This is a genomic window from Sphingobium chungbukense (assembly GCF_001005725.1).
GTDB lineage: Bacteria > Pseudomonadota > Alphaproteobacteria > Sphingomonadales > Sphingomonadaceae > Sphingobium > Sphingobium chungbukense.
This window is the reverse complement of the sequence record NZ_LBIC01000012.1, coordinates 160,644-185,611: the sequence shown is the minus strand read 5'-3', so window position 1 is coordinate 185,611 and position 24,968 is coordinate 160,644. Positions and strand designations below refer to the sequence as shown.

Below are 24,968 nucleotides of genomic sequence, written 5' to 3'. Positions count from 1 at the left end.
CCACGTTGCGCTCCTTCTTTCCCCAACGAAATCGGCCGCAGACATCATTCGTAGCCCACAGCAGCCATCTACGACGGCCATCTCCGATACGATCTAGTTCGGCGCCTAGCCGTTCATCACACGGCGGGGAGTTATCGCAAAAGCGTGCTTGAACGCCCGATTAAAGCTCGGAATATTGCTGAATCCGTGCCGGTAAGCCACGTCCGCGATCAGCCCTGGCGACCAGCATCGACCTTCGATTGCGGCGCGAACCAGTTCGAGGCGGCGCTGCACGACCCACGTCATTACCGTTGTACCCTGCTTAGCGAAAAGTTCGGAAAGATATCGGGTGCCGATCCCTACGCCGGCGGCGATCTGCGCAGGCCCAAGATCCTCGTCAGCAAGGTGGTGGTCGATGAATTCTTTGGCTCGCTCGAAATTGCGCACCGCTGTACGCGAAGCCTGCGGCCATTCCTCATCTGCAGCTGCGGCGGAGCAGAGCAAATCCATAAGGATCGACGCTATTGACGACCCTTGTTGCCGGGCGAGCACCTCAGCCTGAGACGCAGTGGTTACGATGAAGCGAGACGCAATCAGCCCAAGGCCCTGCGATCCATCTACGCGCTTTGCCATGAAACGACTGATGCCAGACAGCCTGGCCTCCAACTTTTCCGGCTCAATGCGAATCCAGAGTGCATCGAGCTCCTGCGACATTCCCAACGTATATTCGGTTCGCGAATCCATAAGGCCGATGTCACCCCGAGCCAGGGTACAATGGCGCCCGCTCTGGTCCAGATAAAGGCTGCCCCGCAGCGGCACGCATGCGAAAAAAGCGTGGCTTGAGGCCGCTCGGATGTGCCGGTTCAGCCGATGGACGTGGAATGGCATTCCGCGCGTTGTCGAGCGAACGACGCTCAATCCGTCCAGGACTGAAATCGCGAACGTCCCTCTCGTCTCCATAGCATCCTGAACATCGAGTTCGAGAAAGATCGGACTTACATTTTCCGTCGTAAGCGATGCGATCCGAACTGTCCTTGGCGGCGGTTGCACCTGCACGTTCCTCTCCCCACGCAAATTTGTTGCGCTGTCACTGCAAAGACGGCCGTCTCCACATTTGATGCTCCATTCGATAGCGTATGTTCATTCAGAATGAAACCCGGCCGTTAATTCCGGGTGACCAGGAGGGGTGAAATGCAACGTAAATCCACGCTCACTATCGCAAAAGCCATGTTGTTCGCAGGTGCCGCACTTGGCGTAGCTCCGGCAGCCATGGCGCAAACCGCAGCGCCGACCGATGCCGCTGCACCGGCGCAGGACAGCGGCGCGTCGAACGCGGAAGGTGGCGCAGACCGTGCCGGCTTGTTGACCCAGGACATCGTCGTGACGGCCAATCGGCGCGAGCAGAACCTGCAGAAGGTCGGCATTTCGATCACTGCGTTTAGCGGTACCGCCATCCAGAAACTTGGCTTCGTCACGTCGACCGATATCGTGAAGCAGACGCCTGCCGTGAGCTTCTATCAATTCAGCCCTTCGGTCTCGAACATCAACATCCGTGGCGTCGTCCAGAACGATTTCGCAGACCACCTCGAGCCTCCGATCGCCGTCTATCAGGACGACACATACGTCGGGAGCAGCGGAGGTATCTCAGTCCCGATTTTCGATCTGGAACGTGTGGAGGTCCTTCGCGGACCGCAGGGCACTCTCTTCGGTCGCAACGCAACGGGCGGCCTCATCCATTTCATCAGCGCAGCACCGACCGATCACCTTTCAGGCTATGTGCAGGGCAGCTATGGACGGTTCAATACCTATAATGTCCAGGGAGCGATCAGCGGCCCGATCACTGAAAACATTCTCGGCCGTTTGTCGTTCACCCGCAACCAGTCGGATGGGCCGTTCTACAACACGCAGACCGGCAAACACGATGCTGGCAATACGGACAATTACGCCGTTCGTGGCCAACTGCTGTTCGATATGGGCGACACCAAGATCCGGTTGCTCGGTCGTTACAATCGTGATGACCAGCATGGGCCGGCCTACAGCGGCGGCGTTGCGGTCCCAGGACCTGACGGCCTCGGCGTTCCCGTGGGTCCGAACCAGATCGCCCAATTCCCCAATATTGTGACTGGCGGTACGGTGACCGCTCCTTGCGCCGGCTGCAATGTCGTCGGGTTCAAGCCGAGTTCGGATCCCTACACGGTCGCCAACCCTTATCCCGGCTACTTCAAGCGCTCGATCTATAATGGCCAGATCAAGCTGACACACGACTTCGGTAGCGTAACGCTCACTTCCGTGACCGATTACCTGAAGATCAATAAATTCCTGATGTACAACAACAATTTTTCGCCGGCGCAGTTCTTCGTTTACGGGACCACGCAGCGGTATGATCAGGTTTCGGAGGAAGTTCGCCTCAACGGGACGACGGGCAATCTGAAGTGGGTCGTCGGAGGGTTCTACCTCCATATGAACGGCCGCTACGGGAGCGCAGTCGACCTTGATCTGGCACCTTATGTAGGGGCACCACCGTGCATCGGCGTGCAATGTGCGCCTGGTGGTACCGTCCCTGCAAACTTCCAGACAAACTATCGTCTTGTGACGAACAGCGTTGCGGCCTTCGCGCAGGGCGAATACGCCATAAACGACCAGTTTTCGGTGATCGGAGGACTGCGGTTTACGCACGATCGGAAGCGCTACGACTACGCCTTTACGGATACCCCGCAGATCCAGGCTCCGTTTACCTACAATCCTGGCAACAATCCTGCTGCGAACCGTCCGTTTGACAATGTTTCAGCGAAGGCCGAGCTCGACTATAAGCCGGACAACACGACGCTTCTTTATCTGAGCTATACCCGGGGTCACAAGGGCGGCAACTGGACCGCACCGGTCTTCCCGCCGATCTTCCCCGACCAATTCGCGCATAAGCAGGAGGTTCTCACCTCCTACGAAGCCGGTATCAAGAAACGGTTCCTGGGTGGTCGCGGCACCTTCAACGCTTCGGGATTCTACTACGACTATCAGAATTTCCAGGCATTTTCGCTGATCAACATCGCCCAGACCATCACGAACGTGAACGCAATCGTCTATGGCGGAGAAGCAGAACTGAAGCTGACCCCAGTGCCCGGTCTCGACTTCGCGATCAATGGCTCGACCATTCACAGCAAGGTTAAGGGCATCGTCCTGCCGGACGGCTCGCAGGTCACTCGCAAGATGCCGAACACGCCTCGCCTGGCTCTGAGTGGTCTCGCCCGCTACGAATGGGATTTTGCAGGTGGTAAGTTGGCGGCACAGGCAAGCGGCCAATACAAGGAAGGCTACTACCTTACGGTCCTGAACGAGCCTGTGAATTACGAGCGGAAGTGGGCAACGCTTGATCTTCGTATGAGCTGGACTTCGCCGAACGACAAGTTCGAGCTGGCGATCTACGGCGATAACGTCACGAGTACCCAGTACCGTGTTTGGGCCCTCGACGTTTCCAGTCTTAGTCTCGGCATGCAGGTTTTCGCGCCGCCCGCCACCTGGGGCGTGAGTGGACGCATGAAGTTCTGAAATCGCTGCTGTCTCAGCAAAGGAAATCCTCATGAACGACCCAACGACCATCGAGGCCTTACAGCGGCCGCGCATACTCGACTGGCCTGCCGATCCTCGCGCCGTAATGACGGCGTGGGGCGCGGAGAGCCTTCTGACGGAAGAGCAGGAGGCAATCCGCGATGTTTTGAACGGCTTTGCTCGAAGGGTGATGCGTCCGCTTGGCCAGAAGCTAGACCGCATCGATCCCGGCGAGCAACTGGCGCCAGGCTCGCCCTACTGGTCGTTCATGAAGGAATTCGCCACTCTCGGCATATCCGTCGCTGATCTTATGGCAATGCCGGAGGCAGAACGCGCGGTCCTTCTGTGCATCGCCAATGAGGAGTTCGGCTATGGCGATGGAGGTCTCGCAATCGTCCTCGGCGCGACGATGCTCCCGCATGTGATGATGCATATGTTTGGTCGCTCTGATCTGATCGCGAAGTATCCCGAGGGTGTTCCCGGTTGCTGGGCGATCACCGAGCCAGATCATGGTACCGACATGCTCGATCCGAACGGCGCAATTTTCGCCCCTAACGCGAAATATGGCCGGCCCAATTGCGTAGCGAAGTTCGAAGCCGACCGCATCGTGCTGCAGGGTCAGAAGGCGGCCTGGTGCTCCAATGCGCCAGCCGCAGAGATCTGCGTGCTCTACGTAGCAGCGGATACCGGGAATGGTGCGGACCCGAGAAACGGTGCCTGCATTATCGTACCGTTGGACGCCCCCGGTGTCACAAAGGGGCGCGTTATCGCGAAAATGGGGCAGCGCGCGCTGCCGCAAGGAGAGCTCTTCTTCGACAATGTCGAGTTGCCGCTCGACAATGTGATCGCCGGCCCCGAAGACTATAAGCGGGCAGTCTACGGCGTGCATGCCGAGGCCAACACCCTCATGGGCGCTGTCTGGACCGGGAACGCGCGCTCAGCCTACGAGCTTGCCTGGGACTATGCGCATGAGAGGAAGCAGGGCGGGGTTCCGATAATCCGTCACCAGTCCGTCGCACAGCGGCTGTTTCACATGGCGCGCAAGATCGAGCTGAGCCGCGCGCTAACGCGGCGTGTAGCGCTCTACAACGCGACTGCCCCTACCCCGTCCCTGCCCTCGGCGATGATGGCAAAGATCACTGGCACCCAGACGGCCTTCGAGGTAGCCTCGGATGCGATGCAAATTTTCGGCGGCAATGGGATGACCGACGAATATCCCATCGAGAAGACCTTCCGGGACGCGCGTCTCGCTTTGATCGAAGATGGCTGCAACGAAATCCTCTCTATCAAAGGGGGCTATGGGCTCGCCGATCCGGAGCGATTTGCATGAAGCAGAATGCGTACGTCGCAGGGGTCGGCATGACGACCTTCGGGAAGCATCTCGACAGGGGCTTGAAGTCACTCGCAGCCGAGGCCATCTCGGCCGCTCTCGCCGATGCTGGTCTGTCAGGAGATGATCTCGAGGCCGCCTATATGGCGAATGCAGCGGGTGGCGTCATTACGGGGCAAGTCCTCATTCCCGGAGAGGTCGCGCTGCGCGGCATGGGTATCGGGCATATCCCGGTTATCAACGTCGAGAACGCCTGCGCCTCCGCTGGTACGGCGCTACAGCAAGCGGCCTCGATGGTTACATTCGGTGCCTATGATGTCGTACTCGCGTGCGGCTTCGAGAAGCTGGTTCATCCTGACAAAGCACGCACTTTCTCGGTGTTCGCCGGCGCGGTGGATTTTGAAGACATGGAGGGCGTTCAGGCATCTATCGATCGCAAACTTCGGTCCGAAGGGATTGAGCCGGACACAGAGAACGCGGCTGCGCGCTCGATCTTCATGGACATATATGCGACGATGGCAGCGCCGCATATGCGCAAATACGGCTCGACCGCGCGGCACTTCGCCGCAGTCTCCGCCAAGAACAGCCGACACGGAGCACTCAATCCGCGGGCACAATTCCGCGATGTTCTCACCATCGAAGACGTCTTGAACGCCCGCGTGGTCGCGGATCCCCTCACACTGCCTATGTGCTCGCCAATCGGCGATGGAGCAGCAGCCGTTGTGCTCGTTTCCGAGCGTAAGGCCAAGGCACTGGGGCTGGTGGATCCAGTCAGGATCGCATCCTCCGTTCTGGCAACGGGCTGGGACTATGCCGCAGATGCAGTGGATGGCGTATTCGAGGCGACGATTGGCAAGGCTTACGAAGAGGCCGGATTCGGTCCCGAGGACATCGATGTCGTGGAACTTCACGATGCTTCAGCCCCGTCCGAAGTCATCCACACCGAATATCTCGGTATCTGTGCCAAGGGCGAAGCTGGTCCCCTTATTGAACAGGGTCTTACCGCGCTTGGAGGCGGCGGGAGAACCGTGGTCAATCCGTCGGGCGGCCTACTCCGCAAGGGGCATCCCATCGGTGCAACCGGCCTCGCCCAGATCGTGGAACTGACTGAGCAGTTGCGCGGCCAGGCTGGACCCCGGCAGGTCGAAGGTGCCCGGACCGCAATCGCCGAAAATGGTGGCGGCTACGTCGGCGACGACGTCGGCGCGCTAGTCGTCACAACCTTGCAGAGATGAGCATTATGACATTTCCTACGATCGGTCACCTCATCCGCGCTCGCGCCGATGAACTCCCAAACCTTGATGTTCTGACATTTGAACATGAGGGTGAGCAGGAAACGCGCACATATGCCGAGCTTTGGAGAGCCGGTCAGGCATTGGCGCGCGGGCTGAAATCACGCGGCATCGCCAAAGGCGACCGGATCGGTCTACTCCTTCAAAATCACCCTGAATTCGTCGAACTGATGGTCGCCACCAGTATCGTCGGTTGCGAACTTGTGCCGCTTGACCCTCGCATGAGGGGGGAGAAGCTGTCCTATATGCTGCGCGATGCAGAATGCGTGGGCGTAGTCGCCGGCGATTATGCGGCAGACAATCTCGCGGCAGTTTTATCCTCACTTCCCGCGTTGAAGTGGGTAGCCTTTGTCGGCGATCTCCCTTCGCCGACACCTTCCATCGACACCATCGTCATCGGTGATCTGGCGATTGAAGGTGCCGAGCTGCCGCTCGCGATCGACAGTGCCACTGCACCCATGCAGATCATGTATACGAGCGGCACCACCGGGGACCCGAAGGGCATTGTCGTTACGCACGGCCGCTTCATCGCGGCGAGCGGATATGGCGAGAGTATGTTCGGGTACAATGCAGGCGATCGGCCCTATACCGGGCTTTCCCTCACGCACGGCAATGCTCAGTATGTGACACTCGCGCCTTCGCTGGGCATGGGTCTGCGTGCTGTCTTCAGCCGCCGGTTCACCAAATCGCGTCTTTGGGAAATCATCCGGCGCAACGGTTGCACCACATTCTCGCTACTCGGCGGAATGGCAACTGCGATCTACTCGGAACCAGAGCGCGCCGATGATCGCGACAATCCCGTCCGTCATGTCATCAGTGCGGGCATGCCGACTGCGATCTGGGAAACTTTCCGTAGCCGCTTCGGCCTGGACATTATCGAATTCTATGGTGCGATGGAAGGAGGGCTCCTTCTGAACCCGGCGAACGCCGGTCCTCCCGGAAGCTGCGGCAAGGCTCCCCCGTCCCTACAAGTGCGCATCGTGGACGAGGACGGTGTCGATGTCGCTGACGGCGAGCCTGGCGAGCTCTGGTTCGGAAACGCCGATGGCTCTCCGATGTCCGTTGCTTACATCGGCTTGCCGGAGGCAAGCGCGCGCAAAACCGAGGGCGGGTGGTTGCGCACCGGAGATGTCGTGATGCGGGACACAGAGGGCTGGATCTATTTCCAGTTCCGTAGCGGCGGCGGCATTCGGCATAACGGCGAGTTCGTGAACCCGGCAATCGTCGAAAAGGTGATCGCGGAACATCCCACCGTCAGCGACGTGTTTGTCTGGGGCGTCACTGCCGCATCAGGGGCCCCTGGTGAAAAGGACGTCGTCGCGGCGATCGTCCCAGCCGATCCGGCATCCTTCGATGCACAACTTCTGTTCGGCTGGTGCCGTGAGCGGCTCGACTCCGGAATGGTCCCGAGCTTCATCCAACAGCTCGACGCAATCCCGAAGACTGCGTCGGAGAAACCACAGGAGCGCTTTCTTGCCGAAGCGTTCGAAAAAGACTCTTCCTCGGTTCACACTGAGAAGCGTCACCAGTCTGCATGATTTCGAGAGAGGAAAGAGTAATGAGCGAAGCTAAGGTCGTCCTGTACGGGGCGAGCGGATACACCGGGAAAATGATCGCTGGCCAGCTGGCGGCGCGTGGCATTCCATTCATCGCCGCCGGGCGTAACGCTGAGCGACTGAAGGCTGAACTGGCAAACAATCCCGAGCTCGCCGGAGCCCAATATGAGGTCCAGGGCGTCGCTTGCGAAGTTGGGCCGCTCACAGAGCTGTTCCGCGGCAAGCTGGCAGTCTACAACACCGTTGGTCCGATGATGCAGCTCGCTTCCCCGATCGTGGAAGCAGCGCTCGCCGCCGGCTGCCATTACTTCGATTCGAGCGGTGAGCAGGACTGGACCGCGCATTGCCGGGTAACGTGGGGCAATAAGTTCGCCGCCGCGAAACTGACGCTGATTCCGTGCATGTCTATGATGTGGGCGAGCGGCGACCTGGCATCCGCACTCGTGCTTGAGACCGCCGGCATCGACACGCTCGACATCCTCTACGTGCCGCTCGGCTCTTCTCCTTCGGTTGCCTCCACCCTGTCCTTCCTCCGCATGTGCTGCCAGCCTCAGCTGAAGCTCGTGAATAAGGAACTGGTCGAGTGGCCACCGGCGACCACTTTCCAGGCGGTCGCTCCCGGCACACACGAGGTGCTGACTTGCCTCCCATGGTCCGGCGGCGCCGAGCCGATCTGGTATCAGGATCACGCGACAGTTCGGAACTGCAAGGTACTGGTCAGTTTCGGAAGCCCCGAGCATATGGAGCGCACCGCAGCGCTGACCCGCGAGTTTCGTGAGAAGTGGGCGGACCAGCCGGCTGATGTACAGGAGCGGGCGACGAACGAAATGGGTCACCAGATGACCACCAAGGAACCGCCGCGCGACGATCCCAATATCAGCCGGACAATCGTTTCCTGCCACGGACGCGGCGAGATGGCGCACGCGACTGCGGTTCTGTGGGGTGTCCGCGGATACGACCAGACAGGCCATATTGGTGCGATCGTTCTTCAGCGCGTGATTGCCGGACAGCTTCGCGCACATGGGTTTGTGCCGCCCTCCATAGCCTTCGGGGCGCGTGCTTTGCTTCAAGAGTGGCAGGACGCTGGCCTCGTGACAGCCGAGACCATCCGATGAGCGGGCGTTTCTCCGGCAAAACCGTGCTCGTGACCGGCGGCTCGTCCGGCATCGGTGCTGCATGCTGCGCGGCTTTCCTCGCCGAAGGCGCGCGGGTAGCCAGTGTCGATCTGCGGTTGCCGGCTGGTGGCGTCGACGGCATCCTTCAATTGGCTGGAGATGTCAGCACGGCTGATGCCGCAGCGACCATTGTTGCGGACGCAGTCGCAGGACTCGGCCGTATCGACATCCTGGTCAACAGCGCCGGTATCGGTTCGCTGGAGCCGACCGAGAGCGTGAGCGAGGCCCATTGGCGCCGGACTCAAGCTGTGAATCTGGACGGCAGCTTCTACATGGCGCAGGCCACGATCCGGCATATGCTGAAAGAAGGCAGCGGCGGGGCAATCATAAATATTGCATCGATCCATGGCCACGTCGGCTTCCCGGGACATGCCGCGTACGCGGCGTCGAAAGGTGCGGTGGTCAACCTCACGCGCGCGCTCGGCATTGAGTATGCGGCGAGGGGGATCAGGGTAAATGCGGTGTGCCCCGGCTTTGTAATGACCCCGATGATTGAGGCGGGTGTCACGGACGAGCTGATGCCACAAGTCATTGCTCTGCACCCGATTGGCCGGATCGCAAATCCCAACGAGATCGCCGCTCCAGTGCTCTTCCTCGCCTCGGACGATGCGAGTTTTATCGCGGGAACGAGTTTGATGGTGGATGGCGGCTACACCGCCCAATAAGGATTTTGGTGAGGACTATGCAAATAAAGGTTATTTATTGCCTGACCCGCAAGGAAGGTATTAGTCGGGACAGCTTCCAGACTTACTGGCGTGGCCGTCATGCTGGTCTAGTGAAGGAGCGTGCTGAAGCCATTGGGATGGTGCGCTACGTTCAGAGCCACAGTTACGACACCGCAATGAACGGTGCGATGGCGGCTGCGCGGGGCGGCCTGGACGGCTACGACGGCGTCATGGAAGGATGGTGGGACAGTGAGGAGCAGGCAATGGCTGCCCTCACCTCTCCTGAAGGCCAGAAGGCGATGGCAGACTTGCTCGACGACGAAGGTGAGTTCATCGACTTCGCCCGATCACCTATTTTCATGACGCACGAACATGTCATTTGCTGATCGCCTCAACGGCAAGGTCGTCCTGGTCACCGGAGGCACGCTAGGCATTGGCCGTGCCATCGTCGAACGTCTGCTGTCGGAAGGCGCGATCGTCATTGCCACGGCCCGCAACGCCCAGCGTGGCTTGGAACTGGAAGCACAGATCGACAGTCCTGAGATTTTCTCATTTGTGCAGCAGGATGTGGCCGAGGAGAAGGCATGGCATCATGTGTTCGAACACGTACTCGGTCGGTTTGGACGACTTGACGTCCTCATAAACAATGCCGCAGCATCGGCAGCGGCGACTATAGCTGAGACGACAGTCCAAGAATTCCAGTCGATGCTGGATTCTAACCTGACATCGGTGTTTCTAGGCATGAAGTTAGGTGCCGAGGCGATGCTGCGCGATGGCAAGGGCGGCGCGATCGTGAACCTGTCATCTGTCGCGGCCGGAAAGGGACACGCCACGCTCCCGGCATACTCGGCCGCGAAGATGGGCGTTGAGGGGCTTACCCGCTGCGCTGCTCTCGAATATGGGGCCGCCGGACAGCCGATAAGAGTGAATGCTGTGCGTCCCGGCTATATCGAGACAGATCTTAGCGGAGAGTTTCTCGCGAGCATCGGTGGCTCAATCGAGGGAGGGTTGAAAATCATGCAGGCACAGCATCCCATTGGGCGGATCGGTCAACCTGCTGATGTCGCAGCCCTTGTCGCCTACCTCGCCTCGGATGAGGCGGGATTTGTAACGGGCAGCATTTTCTCAGTTGATGGTGGATATCAGACATGAGCGGGAGACTTGAAGGTAAGGTCGCACTCATTACGGGTGGCGCCGGTGACTTCGGCCGAGCAATGGCGTTCACTTTTCTTCGTGAAGGCGCGCAGGTCCTCATAACAGACGTTGACGGCACTGGTGTCCTAGGCGCGGCTGCCGAACTAGGATGCCTGGGAGCGCGTCAGGACGTAGCTGACGAGGCACGTTGGGCTGAGATTGTGCAGCTAACCGAGGCCAAGTTTGGCCGCCTCGACGTCCTCGTCAACAATGCTGGCACCGAAGGCAGCATGAAGAAGGTGAGCCCGGAGGATACACCGCTCGACGAGTTCCGTCGCGTGCAGACCATAAACGTAGAGGGAACATTTCTCGGTTGCCGAGCCGCCATTCCCGCCATACGGCGGGCCGGTGGCGGTTCCATTATCAACCTGTCTTCGATCGCAGGCCTCCTCGCTACGCCGTTCCAGACAGCTTATGGAACATCGAAGGCCGCTGTGCGACAACTCACAATGTCAGTGGCCTCCCACGGAGCGCTTGAGGGGATTCGCTGCAATGCAATCCATCCGGGACAAATGCGAACGAAGATGATCGAGGCGATCTATTCAGGCACGGCGGAGCGACTTGGCTTGGGATCCGGCGCCGATGCCGAGGCGAAGTTCAAAGCAATGATTCCCATGGGTGATCTAGGGACCGCACAGGATATCGCCAACGCCGCACTCTACCTCGCATCGGACGAGAGCCGCTACGTCACCGGTACTTCGCTGGTGGTGGACGGCGGCATGAACATGGTCTGAGGCATGATGATGCATTGGTCTGTCATTAGAACCGGCGATGTGATCATCGCGCGCTTCTCAAACCCACCCATGGGGTACTTCACTGCGGCTGCGGCACAGGAGCTCTCCCAGCTTATCGATGAATGGGAGCAATCGGATGCACGCGCGATCGTGCTAACGGGCGCAGAGGGACGCTTCATTACTCATTACAGCGTTGAAGAGCTAATCGCATTTGGCGAAGACCGTGAGGCAATGGAGTCCATCGGGACCGCCCTCAGCGACGGCTATCATGCCCTTCTCCGGCGCCTTGCTACGCTCGGAAAGCCCGTGGTCGCCGCGATCGGTGGTGACTGCATGGGCGGTGGGCTCGAGCTAGCAATGTGGTGCGACATCAGGGTCGCTGAGCGAGGTGATTTTCGCTTGGGATTGCCGGAAGTGCGCCTCGGCATCATGCCGGGGGGTAGCGGGACCCAGCGTCTCGTCGATCTCCTCGGTGAAGGCAAAGCGCGTGAGATGATCCTAACTGGCTGCATCGTTACGCCCGAACGCGCACACGCAATCGGTCTTGTCCATCACCTCTCCGGCGACGCCTTGCAGGAGGCCATACGGATCGCTGCAGATCTTGCGTCGCTGAACCCGCGGGCAATTGCCAACATAAAGTTGTCACTCGAGCCATCCGGTGAACGCCTCAGTCGCGAAGCAAATGCCTTCCTTGATACAATGCGGTCCGAGGAAGCTATTTTGACGATGCGCCGATATATTCAGACGGCACCCGAGCGACGACGAGCATTTCTAGACGATTTGGATTAGAACTATTCTAGCGAGGTCTCGTAACCTAGCAAAGTAACTGATTGCAATTCTCGCATCGTGCAATGACTTATTCGCATTTGCACAAATTTCGAAATCTGCCACATTCACTATGCCTTTCAGGCATCCTCTCCTAACTTAGGCCGCCCTCGGGCGGCCTTTTTTGTGCACATGCTCAAATGCGCGAGGCTGCCAGGTCGGAGATCATTCTAAATGCGCAAAGGATCTCAGCCACGGCACCTCCCTAACCCAATCTCATACAGATGCGCGCGTGGGAACGAACAACACCTCGGACGAAGGCTATTCCGTCCGAGGAAATATGCGACGATACTGAGAGATTTAGCGCTTGCCCGGCTGGATCTAACCCCAGTCCGCTATCTTAACGACTGTCCAGCCATTCTACCGCAGCACCGTAGTCGTTGAAAATCGTTGGCCCGAGACCCTCGAATATACGCCCCAACTGCCTTCCAGCAAGAGCGCTGGCATTGACTAAAGCGCATGCTGAAACTCTAGGCGAGCGACGGCACAAATCGTGGAGTTCAGCTACAACCTCCTGGCTCTGTATCCTTGCTTCAGAGACATCATATAGTAGCTGATACATGGCCCCATTTTTGGGCATTCTGCTGAGCGAAGAGAGAAAGTCGCGCTCCATTTGGTAGACATCGTCAATGGTTGCGAAGCCACTTAATGTAATGCGCACACGGTTGCGGCCCGGCTCAATTTCCACACGGAATGCCACCTTACAACCATCTCCTGACGATCACATGCTCTGCGCACAAATATAGACCGCTCGTATGAACGGTCAATATCATGTGTCGAATTTTCGCCAGAGAAAACTCGAAATATTTCCGCGTGTGGCATCCAAGCAAAATTCCACAGTTTCTTACGAAAGTGAGGCAGGCAGATACCCATTCTGATGGCTGTCGTCAGACATTGTTCAGCCACCCACTCGCATTTCGCTCCGCATAGACAACGATTTAAGCACGGGGCACAATATTGCGCCGCCGCTCTTTATGATCGCCCTCGGTGGCGAGACTGCACTTCGTATCCTTGCCCCGCAAACGCAGTGGAACCGATACCATCACGTTTTCGGCTCGTCTGCTGCGATTCTCGGAAATTCTCAGCTGCTACCCTATGCCTCCGTGTTTCGAGGTTCTCGTCTCTCATATAATACGTACGTTCACCGCGATCGGGCGTTGACGGATGAGCCCCCTTCTCAGTCCACCAAAACACCAATTTTTGATTGAGCTAATGCAACCGGTTGCTCTGCAGCGCCCCCCCCCCCTTAGAAGTGAGCTGACGGCAAACCAGAAGTCTGCCCTCCATCTACAATTATCCCAGACCCTGTGATCATTGCCGCTTCATCGGATGCCGCAAACAGCACTGCATTTGCTACGTCGTCCACAGTTGCAATTCGTCCCACCGGGACAAGGGCCGCCATGTGCTGCTTCACCTCGTTCAGCGCATCTGCACTTTCCGCGAGAGGGTCTAACATTTCGCTGTCTACGTACGTAGGCAAAATGGACACGCAACGGACAGGATAGCGCTTTTCTGCGCAATGCAGAGCTGCAGATTTAGACAGGAGGAGCACCCCAGCCTTTACGGCAGCGTAGCCTGCCAGGTCCGCCGAAGCGGACATTCCCAACATCGATGACATGTTTATAACAGCACCCGAGCCACCGCTTCGAACGATGGTCTTGATCCCATGTTTGGTACCTAGCACCGGACCGGTGAGGTTGACGTCGACCATTGCCTGCCAGTCAGCCATATCTATCTCCTCGATAGATCCACCGCGACCGATACCGGCTATATTGCAGACGAGATCTAGGCGCCCGAAGGTGGCGACGGCCAAATCCAAAGCGTCCACCCAATCGCTTTCAAGGCGAACGTCAATTCTCCTGGATATTGCTTTGTCGCCCAGTTCGTCCGCAAGAGCAGCGGCCCCTGTGGCATTAACGTCCGCAACAACAACTGAGGCTCCTTCGGCAACAAATCGACGACAGACCGCTCGCCCAATGCCGGAGGCTCCGCCTGTCACAAACGCAACTTTCCCTGCCAAGCGGCTCACTATCTTTCTCCCTATTGAGCCGCCCGAAGTAGAGGCGGCCGCTCTCGCGCATGAATGAATTTTCGCTAAATTTACTTGGCTATACGTAGCACAAATCACTCAGTGAAACCGGGATGGATCCGCCGTAAATAATCCGTAAAATCTTAGCTTAACCTTATCTAATCATCTTCACCCACCAGCTCTAATGCGATCTCTCATGCGCTTTTCTTACCAAACCACCTTGCAATATTCCAAAGCTAGAGGGTGGTCTCGCTATTAACATGAGAACTGGTACATTAAGCTGGTGGGCTAGCGGCTCCAGAGGGTACAGTTGGAACCGCGCTTATTTCAATCGGGGCGCTGATTGTCCCCAGAAAACTCGACCATTAGGAAATCGACCGACGGGTCGATGATCTCCTGAATCTCGAACACATTTCCTTCTGGATCCCGACCATAAATCGTGTGAACCATACCGCCCAACACTTGCGGCGGGCCATTAAAATATACACCAGCCGCTTTGAGCCGCTCATATTCTGCTTCCACACCGACAACGTCGAAGCAGATGTGGGTGAGTCCACAGTCATTCACCGGGCGGTTCCTGATGGGCGGGCGCCCTGGAGGGGTGAGATACTGAAACAGCTCGATATAGGCGTTGCCTGCCTTAATCATTGCGTGACGCGTCGACGAATCTTTCAGGCCCACCACAACGTCTGCCTCGTGACTCCCCTTATCCCAATCGTAGCGCACCACGATCTCGCATCCGAGCAATCCGACGTAAAAATCCAGCATGGTATCCAGATTCTCAGTTGCGATTGCAACATGATGAATTCCCCGTATCATTCCGCGTCCTTCCTATATTATGTTGATTATTTCATCTTGGAGATTACGCTCCAAGTCACTTTTGTATACGTCCACATGCTACATTCTGACACGCGACCATCGAAGTGTCGCAGCATCTTCAGCATTCTGGGGCGCTCCTAAGCCACCCTCATTCACCGTCGCTGTCGCTGCGATTTGGGCGTCCGTCGAGCAAACCGCAGTATCTCGGCTCCAAGTCTCATTCCAACTGAGCCAACTGACAATGACGCATATCACCCATGCAGTTCCATCCGCTGATCACAGGCCCTTTGTCGAACTCGGCCGGGGTCAAAACAAGCGGCCAAGCGACTGCCTGTTCACATCTGGATTTGCGATGAATGTAGCAATTCGCACCGGGTCGTCCTGCCAAGGGCCGTATGGCATCAGCTCCCAAAACCGAGATCCTAGAAGGATCTGCGCGGCTTGATAGCTTGAGGCAGATCAAGGATTCCCCATCGGATCCAAAGAAACCACATCGACTATTCTGGTAGCGGCTTCCAGTCGGGTTCAGGCAGTGCAGCCCAAATCTGCGCCGAAGTAGCTAGCCAATGTGCGATCGCTGCGTTCACCTCAGTTGGCTTCTCCTGCTGCATCCAGTGGCCAGATTTAATGTTGACCGCAGTGAGATTTTTGCAGCGGATGCGCATAGCCTCTCCCTGCCGCCAGAAGCGTTGCGTTTCGCACGTGTAGTCATATGCGGCATTCAGAAACAGCACCGGCATTTCCAGTATACCGTCGTTGACAGAGCGATCGGTATATTCAACGTTTGTGTAGGTGTTGATGTAGAATGAATCCGCTCCAAAGAAACCCGTCTTCTTGAACGCCGCCACATATGCCGCGTGCGCAATTTCATCGAGTACAGCGGGGTCGATCTGCTCGGCCTCAGGCGGCTTGCCGCCGAACCATCCGCCAGCTCGGAAAATTCCAGCCGTCAACGCCGGCAAGTCCGCAGCGGCAGGATCACCGCGCACGAACAGTCCTTTGAAAATTTTGTCGACATTAGCGTCAAAGAACGCGCACGCTTCATCGAAGCGCTCGAGGTAAAAGCGCCAATAATCCCATTGTCCGTTAGGATCCGTGGCTTCTGGATAGAAGTCACGATCCACAAGTGAAATGAGATGATCAATGCCACGTTCGGCCCAAGCATAAGCGACGCAGAGGCTCGCTACTGCATGACAATGCTCCGGGTAATGCGAAGCAATCCCCCAGACCATCACGCTCCCCCAATCATGTCCAATCCAGACAGCTTTATCGCGACCCAAAGCGCTAAGAAATTCGATGAGATCTGCGTTGATTTTCTCCATCGAATAGTCGGACTGCTCTTTGTGAACGACCGAGCCTCCTGAGCCCGGCATGTCCACTGCCACAGCACGAAAACCAAGCGCGCCGAAAATAGGGAGCTGGTGCCGATAGCTAATCGCCAACTCAGGCCAACCATGAATAAAGATCAACAACGGACCTTCAGTCGGGCCTGACGCGAGATAGCGAATTCCTCCACGCGAAATATCCACGTAGTTCTCGGTAATCAGGCTGTCTGCGTGGACACCATTTGCCACTGTCATGATTATCGCCTCCCTACATTTAATATTCTTCGTATTTGCACACTATGCCACCCACGCGCGATGCCAACTACGCAATTTTAGGTGATTACTGAAGAGGCAGCCATCCCGCTTCGCCACCAACCAGCGCAGCGGCGGGGTGCGCACCCGACCTCTTTGCTGCGCGATATGGACCGCCCAAGCCAGGTCAGGCGGAAACGCCCGCATCTACCGGAATTTCGACACCGTTGACGTAGCTTGACAAATCTGAAGCGAGGAACAATGCAACTTTCGCCACATCGAGCGGCGTTCCCGCTATGCCTCCAGGCACGGCCACACTGGCGACGCGGTTAATGTCGACTTTGTTCGTCTTCCCGTCGATCGCGTCAAGCTTACCAGCCATGAGGTGGCCCGCGCCGTCCTCAGAATCCCACAGCGGCGTACCAATAATGCCGGGATGAATTGAATTCACGCGAATTCGGGAACCTTCATGCGCCAGTTCGAGGGCGATCGACTTTGCAAACAACCGCACGCCCGCTTTCGTTGCCGCGTAGCCTGAAAGGCCTGGAGTTCCACGTATACCAGCGGTTGACGACATCATAATAACGGACGCCGAAGCCGGCGCCTTGAGAAGCGGCAACAACGCCTTCGTTCCATAGAACACACTGTCAAGGTTGATAGCCACCTGACGCCGCCACACAGCGCCCTCCATCTCCTGAAGCATGGCTCCAACGCCAATGCCGGCATTGTGCACCAATGTATCAAGCCGGCCGTGCTTGTCAGCGATCTCCTTTGAGATCGCGATCCAGCGAGCTTCGTCTGTAACGTCCTGCTCGATCGCGGACACCGATCCAACACCACCCGACGCGTTGCGAGCACTGATCCAGCTGTTGAGTAGATCGATCTGAACGTCGCTGGCGATGACCTCGGCGCCGTTATCTGCGAAGAGCTCCGCGATGGCGCGGCCGATCCCAGAGGCTGCACCTGTAACGAAGCATATCTGCCCTTTCAGCACTCATCTTTCTCCTCATGTTTTTCGATCAGCCGCGCAACTTCAGGCGAGAGGAAAGCCTCACGCAAGTCACCGAGAACGCATCGATCCTGTAGGGAGAGAGGGCTAAGCGTCGGGCGAATCCGTCGCAATAGCGGGAAACACCTATACGCGGCATGGCGCTTTCCAACGCGACCCCGACGGACCCCGGGACATGCTGCGTTGAAACACTGTGGCTTCAGCACCATCGGCCTAACGCTCTGGCCAAGCGAAGTCGTACGAACGCAAGTCATGGAGGCCCGTGCCCTGTTCGCCACCCGCTCCCACACTGGAACCACCCGCTGAAGGTCTTTCAGCCGTCCAACTTTCAAGCGCCCATGCAATAGACGGGAACTCGGCCCATTTTGATGCAGGAGACCTCTACCACCGCCATCTACACGCTCCGCGCCACCGAAGGATACTTTTGCCTACCGCAAATTCATGATACGCTGGCCCGTATAGAGAGAGGCGTCCTTCGATTAGGGTCGATGCAGCTTAAAGACGGCCTCTACAGCGAAGGGTCCGATATGGAGAGAGGGCACAGTGCCAGAAGCGCACTTCAGGATGCACAAGAAATCATTCTGGCCGACTTTGCGCTACCAGATGTGTCGGGTGAAGCGCTAAGAGAGATCGCTAATTTCGTTGGCGCGGAAACGACGATAGTTTTTGGGATCGATCTTGATCGTAAAGCGGTTGATGCGATCGATTGCAAGCATCACAGAAAGTTCTGGCGATTTTCTGAGTACAGAGACGTTTATTTTAACATGGATCCGCTGATGAAGCAGCTCTCCAGCGGAATGGGCGACTACAATATCGCACCAGGATCGGCTACGGTCATGTCTATGAGCGACCGCGTCCCTGAGCTTTCTCTGATCAATAGCGAATACTACACAGATTTTCTAAGTAAGGTTGACGTGTATCATAAACTGGCTGTGCTGATTCGATCGCGGCATGACAGATCGCGAGCTTACGCGTTCGGTTTTCATCGTCCTCGACGCTTCAGAGCCTTCGATGAGGCCGATAAGCTAAACCTGAACTATCTGCTGCCCGCGCTGTCGACTTCTGTCGAACATTGCGTACTCAAGAAACTCTCCGATGAAAGAGCATCTCTCTTATCATCGCTTGAGGGCGATCGCCTGACGGCGCCCACGATAATCCTAGATGAGGTGGGTAAGATCCTTTTCGCTAACATGTCTGCACGCACGTTGCTGAAAATCGATCACAACACGCACAGTCTGGAAGATTTTAAGAGGATCTGCTCGACCTTTAGTGAGCATAACGGAAACACAGGTAAGCCATTTGCGGAATCGATCTACATCGATGGGACGATGCTTTCTGTTTCAGTAGAGAAGTGCTCAAATGACACTTTTCGCAACCAGTATATTCTGAAGATCGATTCAGGACCGCAGCGCAACACTACATTTTTTGGAGATCAATTCGGGTTGACCAAGCGGGAGTCGCTGATCGCACATGAAATCGCTGCAGGCCATATGAATAAGATAATCGCGAACAACTTGGGCATAAGCAGGCGCACGGTTGAGAACCACCTGAGATCAATTTACCAGAAGACTGGAGTCAATTCCCGTACCGAGCTCGTTGCGCGAGTTTATGGCCTTGAAAACAATTGATCTAGCGTAGGCGCTTATTTGGGTAACATTAAATTTCAACAATTAGGCGTAAGCCATGGTTGGAAAACGGCAAGGATAAGCGTTTGATCATCTGCGCGGGTTCCATTGTAGGACCCGACGTTGCAGCCCATTACGCGAAATTGCAGCGAGACGTCACAATACACTAGGCGTGCTGGCCGGCATCAAGGTCTGCAATAATCCGGATCCTCCGGCAGCTCTGTCTAGACATCTTGCCGTTCGATGTGGCGATTGCATCATCTTACTGACGATCGTTGACTATTGCGGGAGCTTTCAAGGCAACATCCGCGCCGCTAAGATCCGTTGTGGACGCATTTCGCTCGTAGCTCCATGCTTCTTGATACCGCAGAGGGCATCAGTTCCTCCCGCAGCCGAAGGGCAAAGTAAATTGGCGTCTGCACGGTCCAAAGATAAAAGTGAATAGTTAGCCCCCTTTAAGAACGGCCCTAACTATCCGACGCAATTTCGTTGGTGGCAAATAAGCGATCTGCTCGCGAGCAGGATCGACGGGTGCTTTGCGACTTGCGGTCAGTGAGCGAGACGTCGCCAATGCCCTATTATTCTCAGCTATGGCGACGCTCTTTTTTCCTAGAAGCAGCAGTCCGTTACTGCTTACCTTGAACCTCACCACGCTGCGACGACGGGCGGCGGAAAAATTGTCCGCCCTTCATGACGCCGACAATACGCTCACGCTCTTGCAATATTTTGATATCGGAAATTGGATCGCTATCAATCAAGATAAGGTCTGCAAGATATCCTGGAGCTACACGGCCCAGGTCATTTGGGCGACCCATGATTTCTCCACCTAGCACAGTCGCGGCAGCCAACGCCTCCCCCGGTGTGAAATCGAGCAGATCGACAAAATATTCAAGATCGCGCGCATATGTGCCATGCGGGCACCATGCGAAGCCGTAATCGCCACCAGGCAGGATACGAACCCCTTCTCGTTTAAGCCTACGCATCGCCGCCACGGCAGCGTCCACCTCCGCCTGATAGAGATGTTGCGCGACGGCTTTAGGCATACCAAAGGGCTCGCCGTCACCTTCTACAAGCCGGTAGATAAAGGCAAGCGAAGGAACTACGAAAAACTCATCCCTACGCCGGACCAACTCGTCCATTGATTTCTCGTCGACGAAGCTGGCATGGTAGATAATCGGCACATTGTGGTCGAGGCACAGTCGAACTGCCCCCGCGCTGCGGGCATGAGCGCACACTCGAACCCCCATCCTTCCAGCTTCGGTGACCGCCATCTCGACCTCATCGTCGTCCATAATAGTCTGACCCGAGGCGGGGCGCCCGACGATTTCTTCGCCAGACAAACCTAGTTTGATCAGATCCACGCGCTGCTTCAGCAGCCGCCGCACCTGCTTGCGAACTTGATCCGGACCATCCGCGATGAGGCCAAACTCTGCGACAGGCCGGGATTCGGGGAGCTGATCGATATAGCTTCCGGTCGAACTGATTTCCGGTCCATTTGCCAAGTAACGCGGACCCGGCACCTGCCCGGCATCGATCGCGTTACGGATCGCGACATCAAGGCGCAACTTTGCTGCTGCAGCCCCCACACACATTGTATAACCGGCATCGAGATATGTCCGAGCGTTATCTGCAGTCCGCAGCATGTGCTCCTCGACCGGCAGACTGTCGATACTATTGAAGTCCGCGCTATCGATCCAACTTAGATGGGCGTGTGCATCGCACAGACCGCTCATAATTGTCAGCCCTGAACAATCGAGCAGATCGTCCCCAACCTCGCCGGGGCCAGCATCGGGCATTACTGCCGCAATGCGATCCTTCTTGATGACAATGTCTGCTTGTCCCATGCATCGACCCTCGTCGATAATATTTGCATGCTTCAAGATAATCGAACCTGCCTGCGAACCCATCCTGCTCCTCCACCAATATTAATAGTATCAATTATTCTTGCTAGCCGACTGTGTAGCCGCCATCAGCGACTAAGCCGTGTCCATGAACGAGTGACGATCGGTCAGAGAGGAGCCAAATCACAGCTTCGGCAACCTCCTCGGGAGTACCCATCCTTCCGATCGGTTGTATTTTATCCCAAACCTCTGCTGGAGTCCTGTCGTTGGCGATGATCTTCTCGATCATCGCCGTGCGGATTATTCCCGGACAAACAGCATTAATTCGAACGCCCGCCCGACCATACTCGAGCGCCCCTGACTTAGTCATTCCGAGAACTGCATGCTTGCTTGCGATATACGCGGACTGGCCGTCCTTCCCAACAAGGGCGCCAATCGACGCTACATTGACGATTGCGCCGCACCCCTGCCGCAGCATTATCGGGATCTGCGCCTTGAGGCCGTTGAATACGCCCTTAACGTTTATATCAAGAACGCGCTGGAAGACGTCGTCTGGATAGTCGGCAATGAAGGCGTTTGCCCCCGGTATGCCGGCATTATTTACGGCACCATGGAGCGCCCCGTGCATAGAAGCGATATCTGCCACGCACTCGAGAAAAGCAGCGGCGTCAGAAACATCAAGCAGCCTGCACTCGGCCGTCCCGCCCGACTGCACGACGGCCGCCACAAGTGCATCCAAGCCTTGCCTATCTATGTCAGTGCAAACGACATGAGCGCCTTCTGCAGCGCAAAGGCTTGCTATCGCACGGCCGATGCCAGCGGCCGCGCCTGTCACCAGGACAATCTTGTCTTCGAGTAGTCGGTTCATTGATACTTCCTGCAATTGTCTCGTTATTCGCAGGAATTCCAGACGCCAGACATGACGAGATTCACTCAATTTTTGGGTAGGAAAGCGGTTCCAAGGGCGTCGCGCCTAGATACACCCAGGCTCCGAGTTAGGAGGTTGCTACACCGCTCAATAACTAGGTATTTGTCGTCATTGCGAACCCTCAGGCGTACCGGCATTTGCACCTCCTACGAAAAATTAGGGGAGGTTTTGGTAATGACATATGTGCATTTTGATCGCGCCGCGATCAGGCAGCTGGGCCGTTCGAGCTCGCTCATTTCGCTTGGCATAGCGTTGCTCGCCTCAGTTGAGGTTCATGCGCAGGTGGCGGCAGACGCTACGGCACCTCAGGACTCTGCAACTCGCGCTTCTGTGGCTGAGACCGGTGATATCATTGTCACCGCACAAAAGCGCAATGAACGCCTGCAGGATGTCCCTGTCTCTATCACGGCGGCAAGCGGTGAGCAGCTGAAGGCCAAGGGGGTCACGACTGTGGAGGACCTTGGCAAGCTTGTACCGGGTTTCACCTCTACCAAAAGCAGTCTTGGTGCTCCGATTTATTTCATCCGTGGTGTCGGGTTCTATGACGACTCGCTTGGCGTAAGTCCGGCCGTGATGACCTATGTCGATCAGGTGCCACTTCCACTCGCGCCAATGGCTCGAGGCGCAATTCTTGATCTGGAACGCGTCGAGGTTCTTAAAGGACCCCAAGGCACGTTGTTCGGTCAGAACACCACCGGCGGTGCAGTCAACTATATCGCCGCGAAACCGACAGATGAATTCCATGCCGGCATCGAACTTACCGGCGGCCGCTTCGCCGACGTGGAGGGCGAAGGCTATATCAGCGGTCCTCTGACCGACACCCTCAAAGCACGTGTAGCTGTTCGCGGCGAGCGCGCGGACGGATGGCAAAAAGGCTACACCACCGACCAGAGGCTCGGCCGTAAGCGGTTTATCAACGGTCGCCTGCTCCTCGACTGGGAGGCGTCGAGTGCCTTGAAATTCGAGTTGAGCGCGAGCGGGTGGAAGGATACGTCCGAGACTCAGGCTCCCCAGATCATCAACGTTGTACCGCAAGGTACTCTCCCCATTCAGTATCCTGTCAGCAGCTTCCCTCGCCCGCCGGAGGACAACCGGGCAGCAGCCTTCGATCCTGAAGGGCGCTTCCGCCAGAACAACTGGCAGTACCAGTTTGCGCTGCGCGGCGACTTGGAATTGGGCAATGATTTTACACTCACCTCACTTTCGAGCTTCGCGAAATATAATCGCGACTCTCCGATCGATCAGGACGGTACGACCTATCAAGCATCTGTCGTCCAGGTCGTAGGGAAGGTCACAACGTTCGCTCAGGAAGTTAGGCTTAGCGGCCCCCTCCTTTCCAATCTGAAAATCACCGCTGGCGCGAATTACGAGTACGACAAGATTGATGAGGAAGAACTGACATTAACGTCGGATTTCACGACTGACGGCATTGACGCTGCTCACCTTTGGAATTCCTATGGCTTTATCAATAATCAGAAGACCAATACCTACAGCGTCTTCGGATCGTTGGAGGGTCGCATTACCGACACGCTTAGTGCGCAGGCAGGCCTCCGCTACACCAAGCAGAATCGCGATTTTGCCGGGTGCAGCCGCGATCTTGGCGATGGACAGTTTTCCCGCGGATTCGAATTCCTGTCGGAAGCCCTGTCAGGTTCGGCAGCAACGATCCCAAATGGTGCCTGCGGTACACTTGATGGAACTACTTTCAGGCCGACGCTTCAACTTTATCAGTCGAAGTTGAACGAGGACAATGTATCCTGGCGAGGAAACATCAGCTGGCAGCCCAGCCGATCCTTCCACTTGTATGCAAACGTCACCAAAGGCTACAAATCCGGAAGCTTCCCGACACTCGCAGCTGCATTAACGACCCAGTTCACGCCTGTCTCTCAGGAGTCAGTTCTGGCTTATGAGATTGGAACCAAGCTCTCACTGTTTGATCGCAAAATCGACGTCGATGCGGCAGGGTTCTATTACGACTATAGAAATAAGCAGCTGCTAGGCTTCGCAAATATTTTCCCGTTTGGTCCGCTGCGTTCACTGGTGAATATTCCGAAGTCCAAGATCCAAGGCATTGAATTGAACGTAGTTGCGCGCCCGGTCCCAGGGTGGCAGCTTAGCATTGGCGGGACTTATATTGAATCTAAGATCCTGTCAGATCCGGGTCTTCCTATCGGCCCATTCGGCGATGTGGGGAGCTTCAAAGGCGATCAGTTCCCGTTTACCCCGAAGTGGCAAGGTGTTTTCGACACCCAGTATAAGTTCAGCCTGAACGACCAATTGTCCGCATTTCTCGGCGGAACGGTCACGAGCCGGACCTCTGCTCCGAGTGCCCTTTACACACATGCCCCAACGGTCGCGGCACTCGAAGACAGCATATCTGTTCGGGGATATACTCTGGTTGATGCACGAGCTGGCATTGAGGGTCCGAACGGACGCTGGACGGCTGAAGTATTTGGGAGAAATATCTTCAATACCTTCTGGACCACCGCAGGTAGCCGTGTAGGCGATTACGTCATTCGTTATACGGGCAACGCCCCGACTTATGGCGTAACATTGCGGTTTCGGTACTGATTGAACGCGGTGGCATATTGAGAATGGGTGTTTGCTGATCATATTCCCGACTATCAACGGATGCTGACCAGCTTACCCCTATTCTCTCGCCTGAGCCGGCCAGTGCGATCTGAGACGTTGCCGGCCGGGATCCATCCCGGTCGGCAAGGTAAATCCAGCTGAGGCCAGAGACACCGGAAGGGATGAGGACAGGCTACCTAGTCGTTCTGACACCTGGGGGTTGGCAGAGCTATTATCTAAACTACAATTCATCCGATGCCGGGCTATCTGTCGACA

Annotated in this window: 20 protein-coding genes; 12 read left to right on the top strand and 8 right to left on the bottom strand. The window is 56.7% G+C overall.

All coding sequences use genetic code 11. The annotated features are described in order from the left end of the window. Positions 1-105: 105 nt before the first annotated feature. A complete protein-coding gene (locus YP76_RS22170) occupies positions 106-1,035 on the bottom strand; it encodes a helix-turn-helix domain-containing protein (RefSeq protein WP_046765762.1) in 930 nt (309 codons plus the stop codon). 135 nt (positions 1,036-1,170) lie between these two features. Here YP76_RS22170 and YP76_RS22165 point away from each other — a divergent pair, with 135 nt between their 5' ends. From YP76_RS22165 to YP76_RS22120, 10 genes are read left to right on the top strand one after another with little or no spacing between them, the layout of a single operon-like run. Further along, a complete protein-coding gene (locus YP76_RS22165) occupies positions 1,171-3,522 on the top strand; it encodes a TonB-dependent receptor (protein ID WP_084733317.1) in 2,352 nt (783 codons plus the stop codon). A gap of 31 nt (positions 3,523-3,553) precedes the next feature. Continuing rightward, positions 3,554-4,852 (top strand): acyl-CoA dehydrogenase family protein, encoded by a 1,299-nt coding sequence (locus YP76_RS22160; RefSeq protein ID WP_084733316.1) that lies wholly within the window; start codon positions 3,554-3,556, stop codon positions 4,850-4,852. Next, positions 4,849-6,087, top strand: a complete 1,239-nt coding sequence (locus tag YP76_RS22155) for a thiolase family protein (protein ID WP_046765760.1) — start codon at positions 4,849-4,851, stop codon at positions 6,085-6,087. Before YP76_RS22160 ends, YP76_RS22155 begins: the two co-directional genes overlap by 4 nt. Continuing rightward, positions 6,084-7,682, top strand: a complete 1,599-nt coding sequence (locus tag YP76_RS22150) for a class I adenylate-forming enzyme family protein (RefSeq protein WP_046765759.1) — start codon at positions 6,084-6,086, stop codon at positions 7,680-7,682. Before YP76_RS22155 ends, YP76_RS22150 begins: the two co-directional genes overlap by 4 nt. Before the next feature lie 20 nt (positions 7,683-7,702). Further along, a complete protein-coding gene (locus tag YP76_RS22145) occupies positions 7,703-8,815 on the top strand; it encodes a saccharopine dehydrogenase family protein (protein ID WP_046765758.1) in 1,113 nt (370 codons plus the stop codon). Further along, the gene (locus tag YP76_RS22140; RefSeq protein WP_046765757.1) at positions 8,812-9,540 is read left to right on the top strand and encodes an SDR family NAD(P)-dependent oxidoreductase; all 729 of its coding nucleotides are present in this window, start codon (positions 8,812-8,814) and stop codon (positions 9,538-9,540) included. The genes YP76_RS22145 and YP76_RS22140 overlap by 4 nt, the downstream gene beginning before the upstream one ends. 17 nt (positions 9,541-9,557) lie before the next feature. Then, on the top strand, positions 9,558-9,926 hold the full coding sequence (locus tag YP76_RS22135) for an EthD domain-containing protein (protein ID WP_046765756.1): 369 nt from the start codon (positions 9,558-9,560) through the stop codon (positions 9,924-9,926). Further along, positions 9,913-10,692, top strand: coding sequence for an SDR family NAD(P)-dependent oxidoreductase (locus YP76_RS22130; RefSeq protein WP_046765755.1), 780 nt, complete (start codon positions 9,913-9,915; stop codon positions 10,690-10,692). Before YP76_RS22135 ends, YP76_RS22130 begins: the two co-directional genes overlap by 14 nt. Beyond that, positions 10,689-11,468 (top strand): SDR family oxidoreductase, encoded by a 780-nt coding sequence (locus YP76_RS22125; RefSeq protein ID WP_046765754.1) that lies wholly within the window; start codon positions 10,689-10,691, stop codon positions 11,466-11,468. Before YP76_RS22130 ends, YP76_RS22125 begins: the two co-directional genes overlap by 4 nt. Positions 11,469-11,471: 3 nt before the next feature. Beyond that, positions 11,472-12,257 (top strand): enoyl-CoA hydratase/isomerase family protein, encoded by a 786-nt coding sequence (locus YP76_RS22120; protein ID WP_052757552.1) that lies wholly within the window; start codon positions 11,472-11,474, stop codon positions 12,255-12,257. A gap of 376 nt (positions 12,258-12,633) precedes the next feature. On the opposite strand, the gene YP76_RS27965 is transcribed toward YP76_RS22120, so the two are convergent. The 5 genes from YP76_RS27965 to YP76_RS22100 form a co-directional block, all read right to left on the bottom strand. Next, complete coding sequence (locus tag YP76_RS27965; protein WP_157035858.1) at positions 12,634-12,993, bottom strand: hypothetical protein; 360 nt, start codon at positions 12,991-12,993, stop codon at positions 12,634-12,636. A gap of 546 nt (positions 12,994-13,539) precedes the next feature. After that, complete coding sequence (locus tag YP76_RS22115; protein ID WP_046765753.1) at positions 13,540-14,322, bottom strand: SDR family NAD(P)-dependent oxidoreductase; 783 nt, start codon at positions 14,320-14,322, stop codon at positions 13,540-13,542. A gap of 327 nt (positions 14,323-14,649) precedes the next feature. Beyond that, on the bottom strand, positions 14,650-15,141 hold the full coding sequence (locus tag YP76_RS22110) for a VOC family protein (RefSeq protein ID WP_046765752.1): 492 nt from the start codon (positions 15,139-15,141) through the stop codon (positions 14,650-14,652). A 497-nt stretch (positions 15,142-15,638) separates the two neighbouring features. Continuing rightward, on the bottom strand, positions 15,639-16,721 hold the full coding sequence (locus YP76_RS22105) for an alpha/beta hydrolase (RefSeq protein ID WP_052757551.1): 1,083 nt from the start codon (positions 16,719-16,721) through the stop codon (positions 15,639-15,641). Positions 16,722-16,905: 184 nt separating this feature from the next. After that, positions 16,906-17,712, bottom strand: coding sequence for an SDR family NAD(P)-dependent oxidoreductase (locus YP76_RS22100; RefSeq protein ID WP_046765751.1), 807 nt, complete (start codon positions 17,710-17,712; stop codon positions 16,906-16,908). A 383-nt stretch (positions 17,713-18,095) separates the two neighbouring features. On the opposite strand from YP76_RS22100, the gene YP76_RS26775 reads away from it, so the two are divergent. Then, entirely contained in the window at positions 18,096-19,355 is a 1,260-nt protein-coding gene (locus YP76_RS26775) for a helix-turn-helix domain-containing protein (RefSeq protein ID WP_052757550.1), read from the top strand. A gap of 623 nt (positions 19,356-19,978) precedes the next feature. Here the strand turns inward: YP76_RS26775 and YP76_RS22090 are convergent. Both YP76_RS22090 and YP76_RS22085 read right to left on the bottom strand, forming a co-directional pair. After that, positions 19,979-21,259 (bottom strand): metal-dependent hydrolase family protein, encoded by a 1,281-nt coding sequence (locus YP76_RS22090; RefSeq protein WP_046765750.1) that lies wholly within the window; start codon positions 21,257-21,259, stop codon positions 19,979-19,981. A gap of 40 nt (positions 21,260-21,299) precedes the next feature. Continuing rightward, on the bottom strand, positions 21,300-22,061 hold the full coding sequence (locus YP76_RS22085; protein ID WP_046765749.1) for an SDR family NAD(P)-dependent oxidoreductase: 762 nt from the start codon (positions 22,059-22,061) through the stop codon (positions 21,300-21,302). A gap of 234 nt (positions 22,062-22,295) precedes the next feature. On the opposite strand from YP76_RS22085, the gene YP76_RS22080 reads away from it, so the two are divergent. Further along, complete coding sequence (locus YP76_RS22080) at positions 22,296-24,692, top strand: TonB-dependent receptor (RefSeq protein WP_052757549.1); 2,397 nt, start codon at positions 22,296-22,298, stop codon at positions 24,690-24,692. The last annotated feature ends 276 nt before the right edge of the window (positions 24,693-24,968 follow it).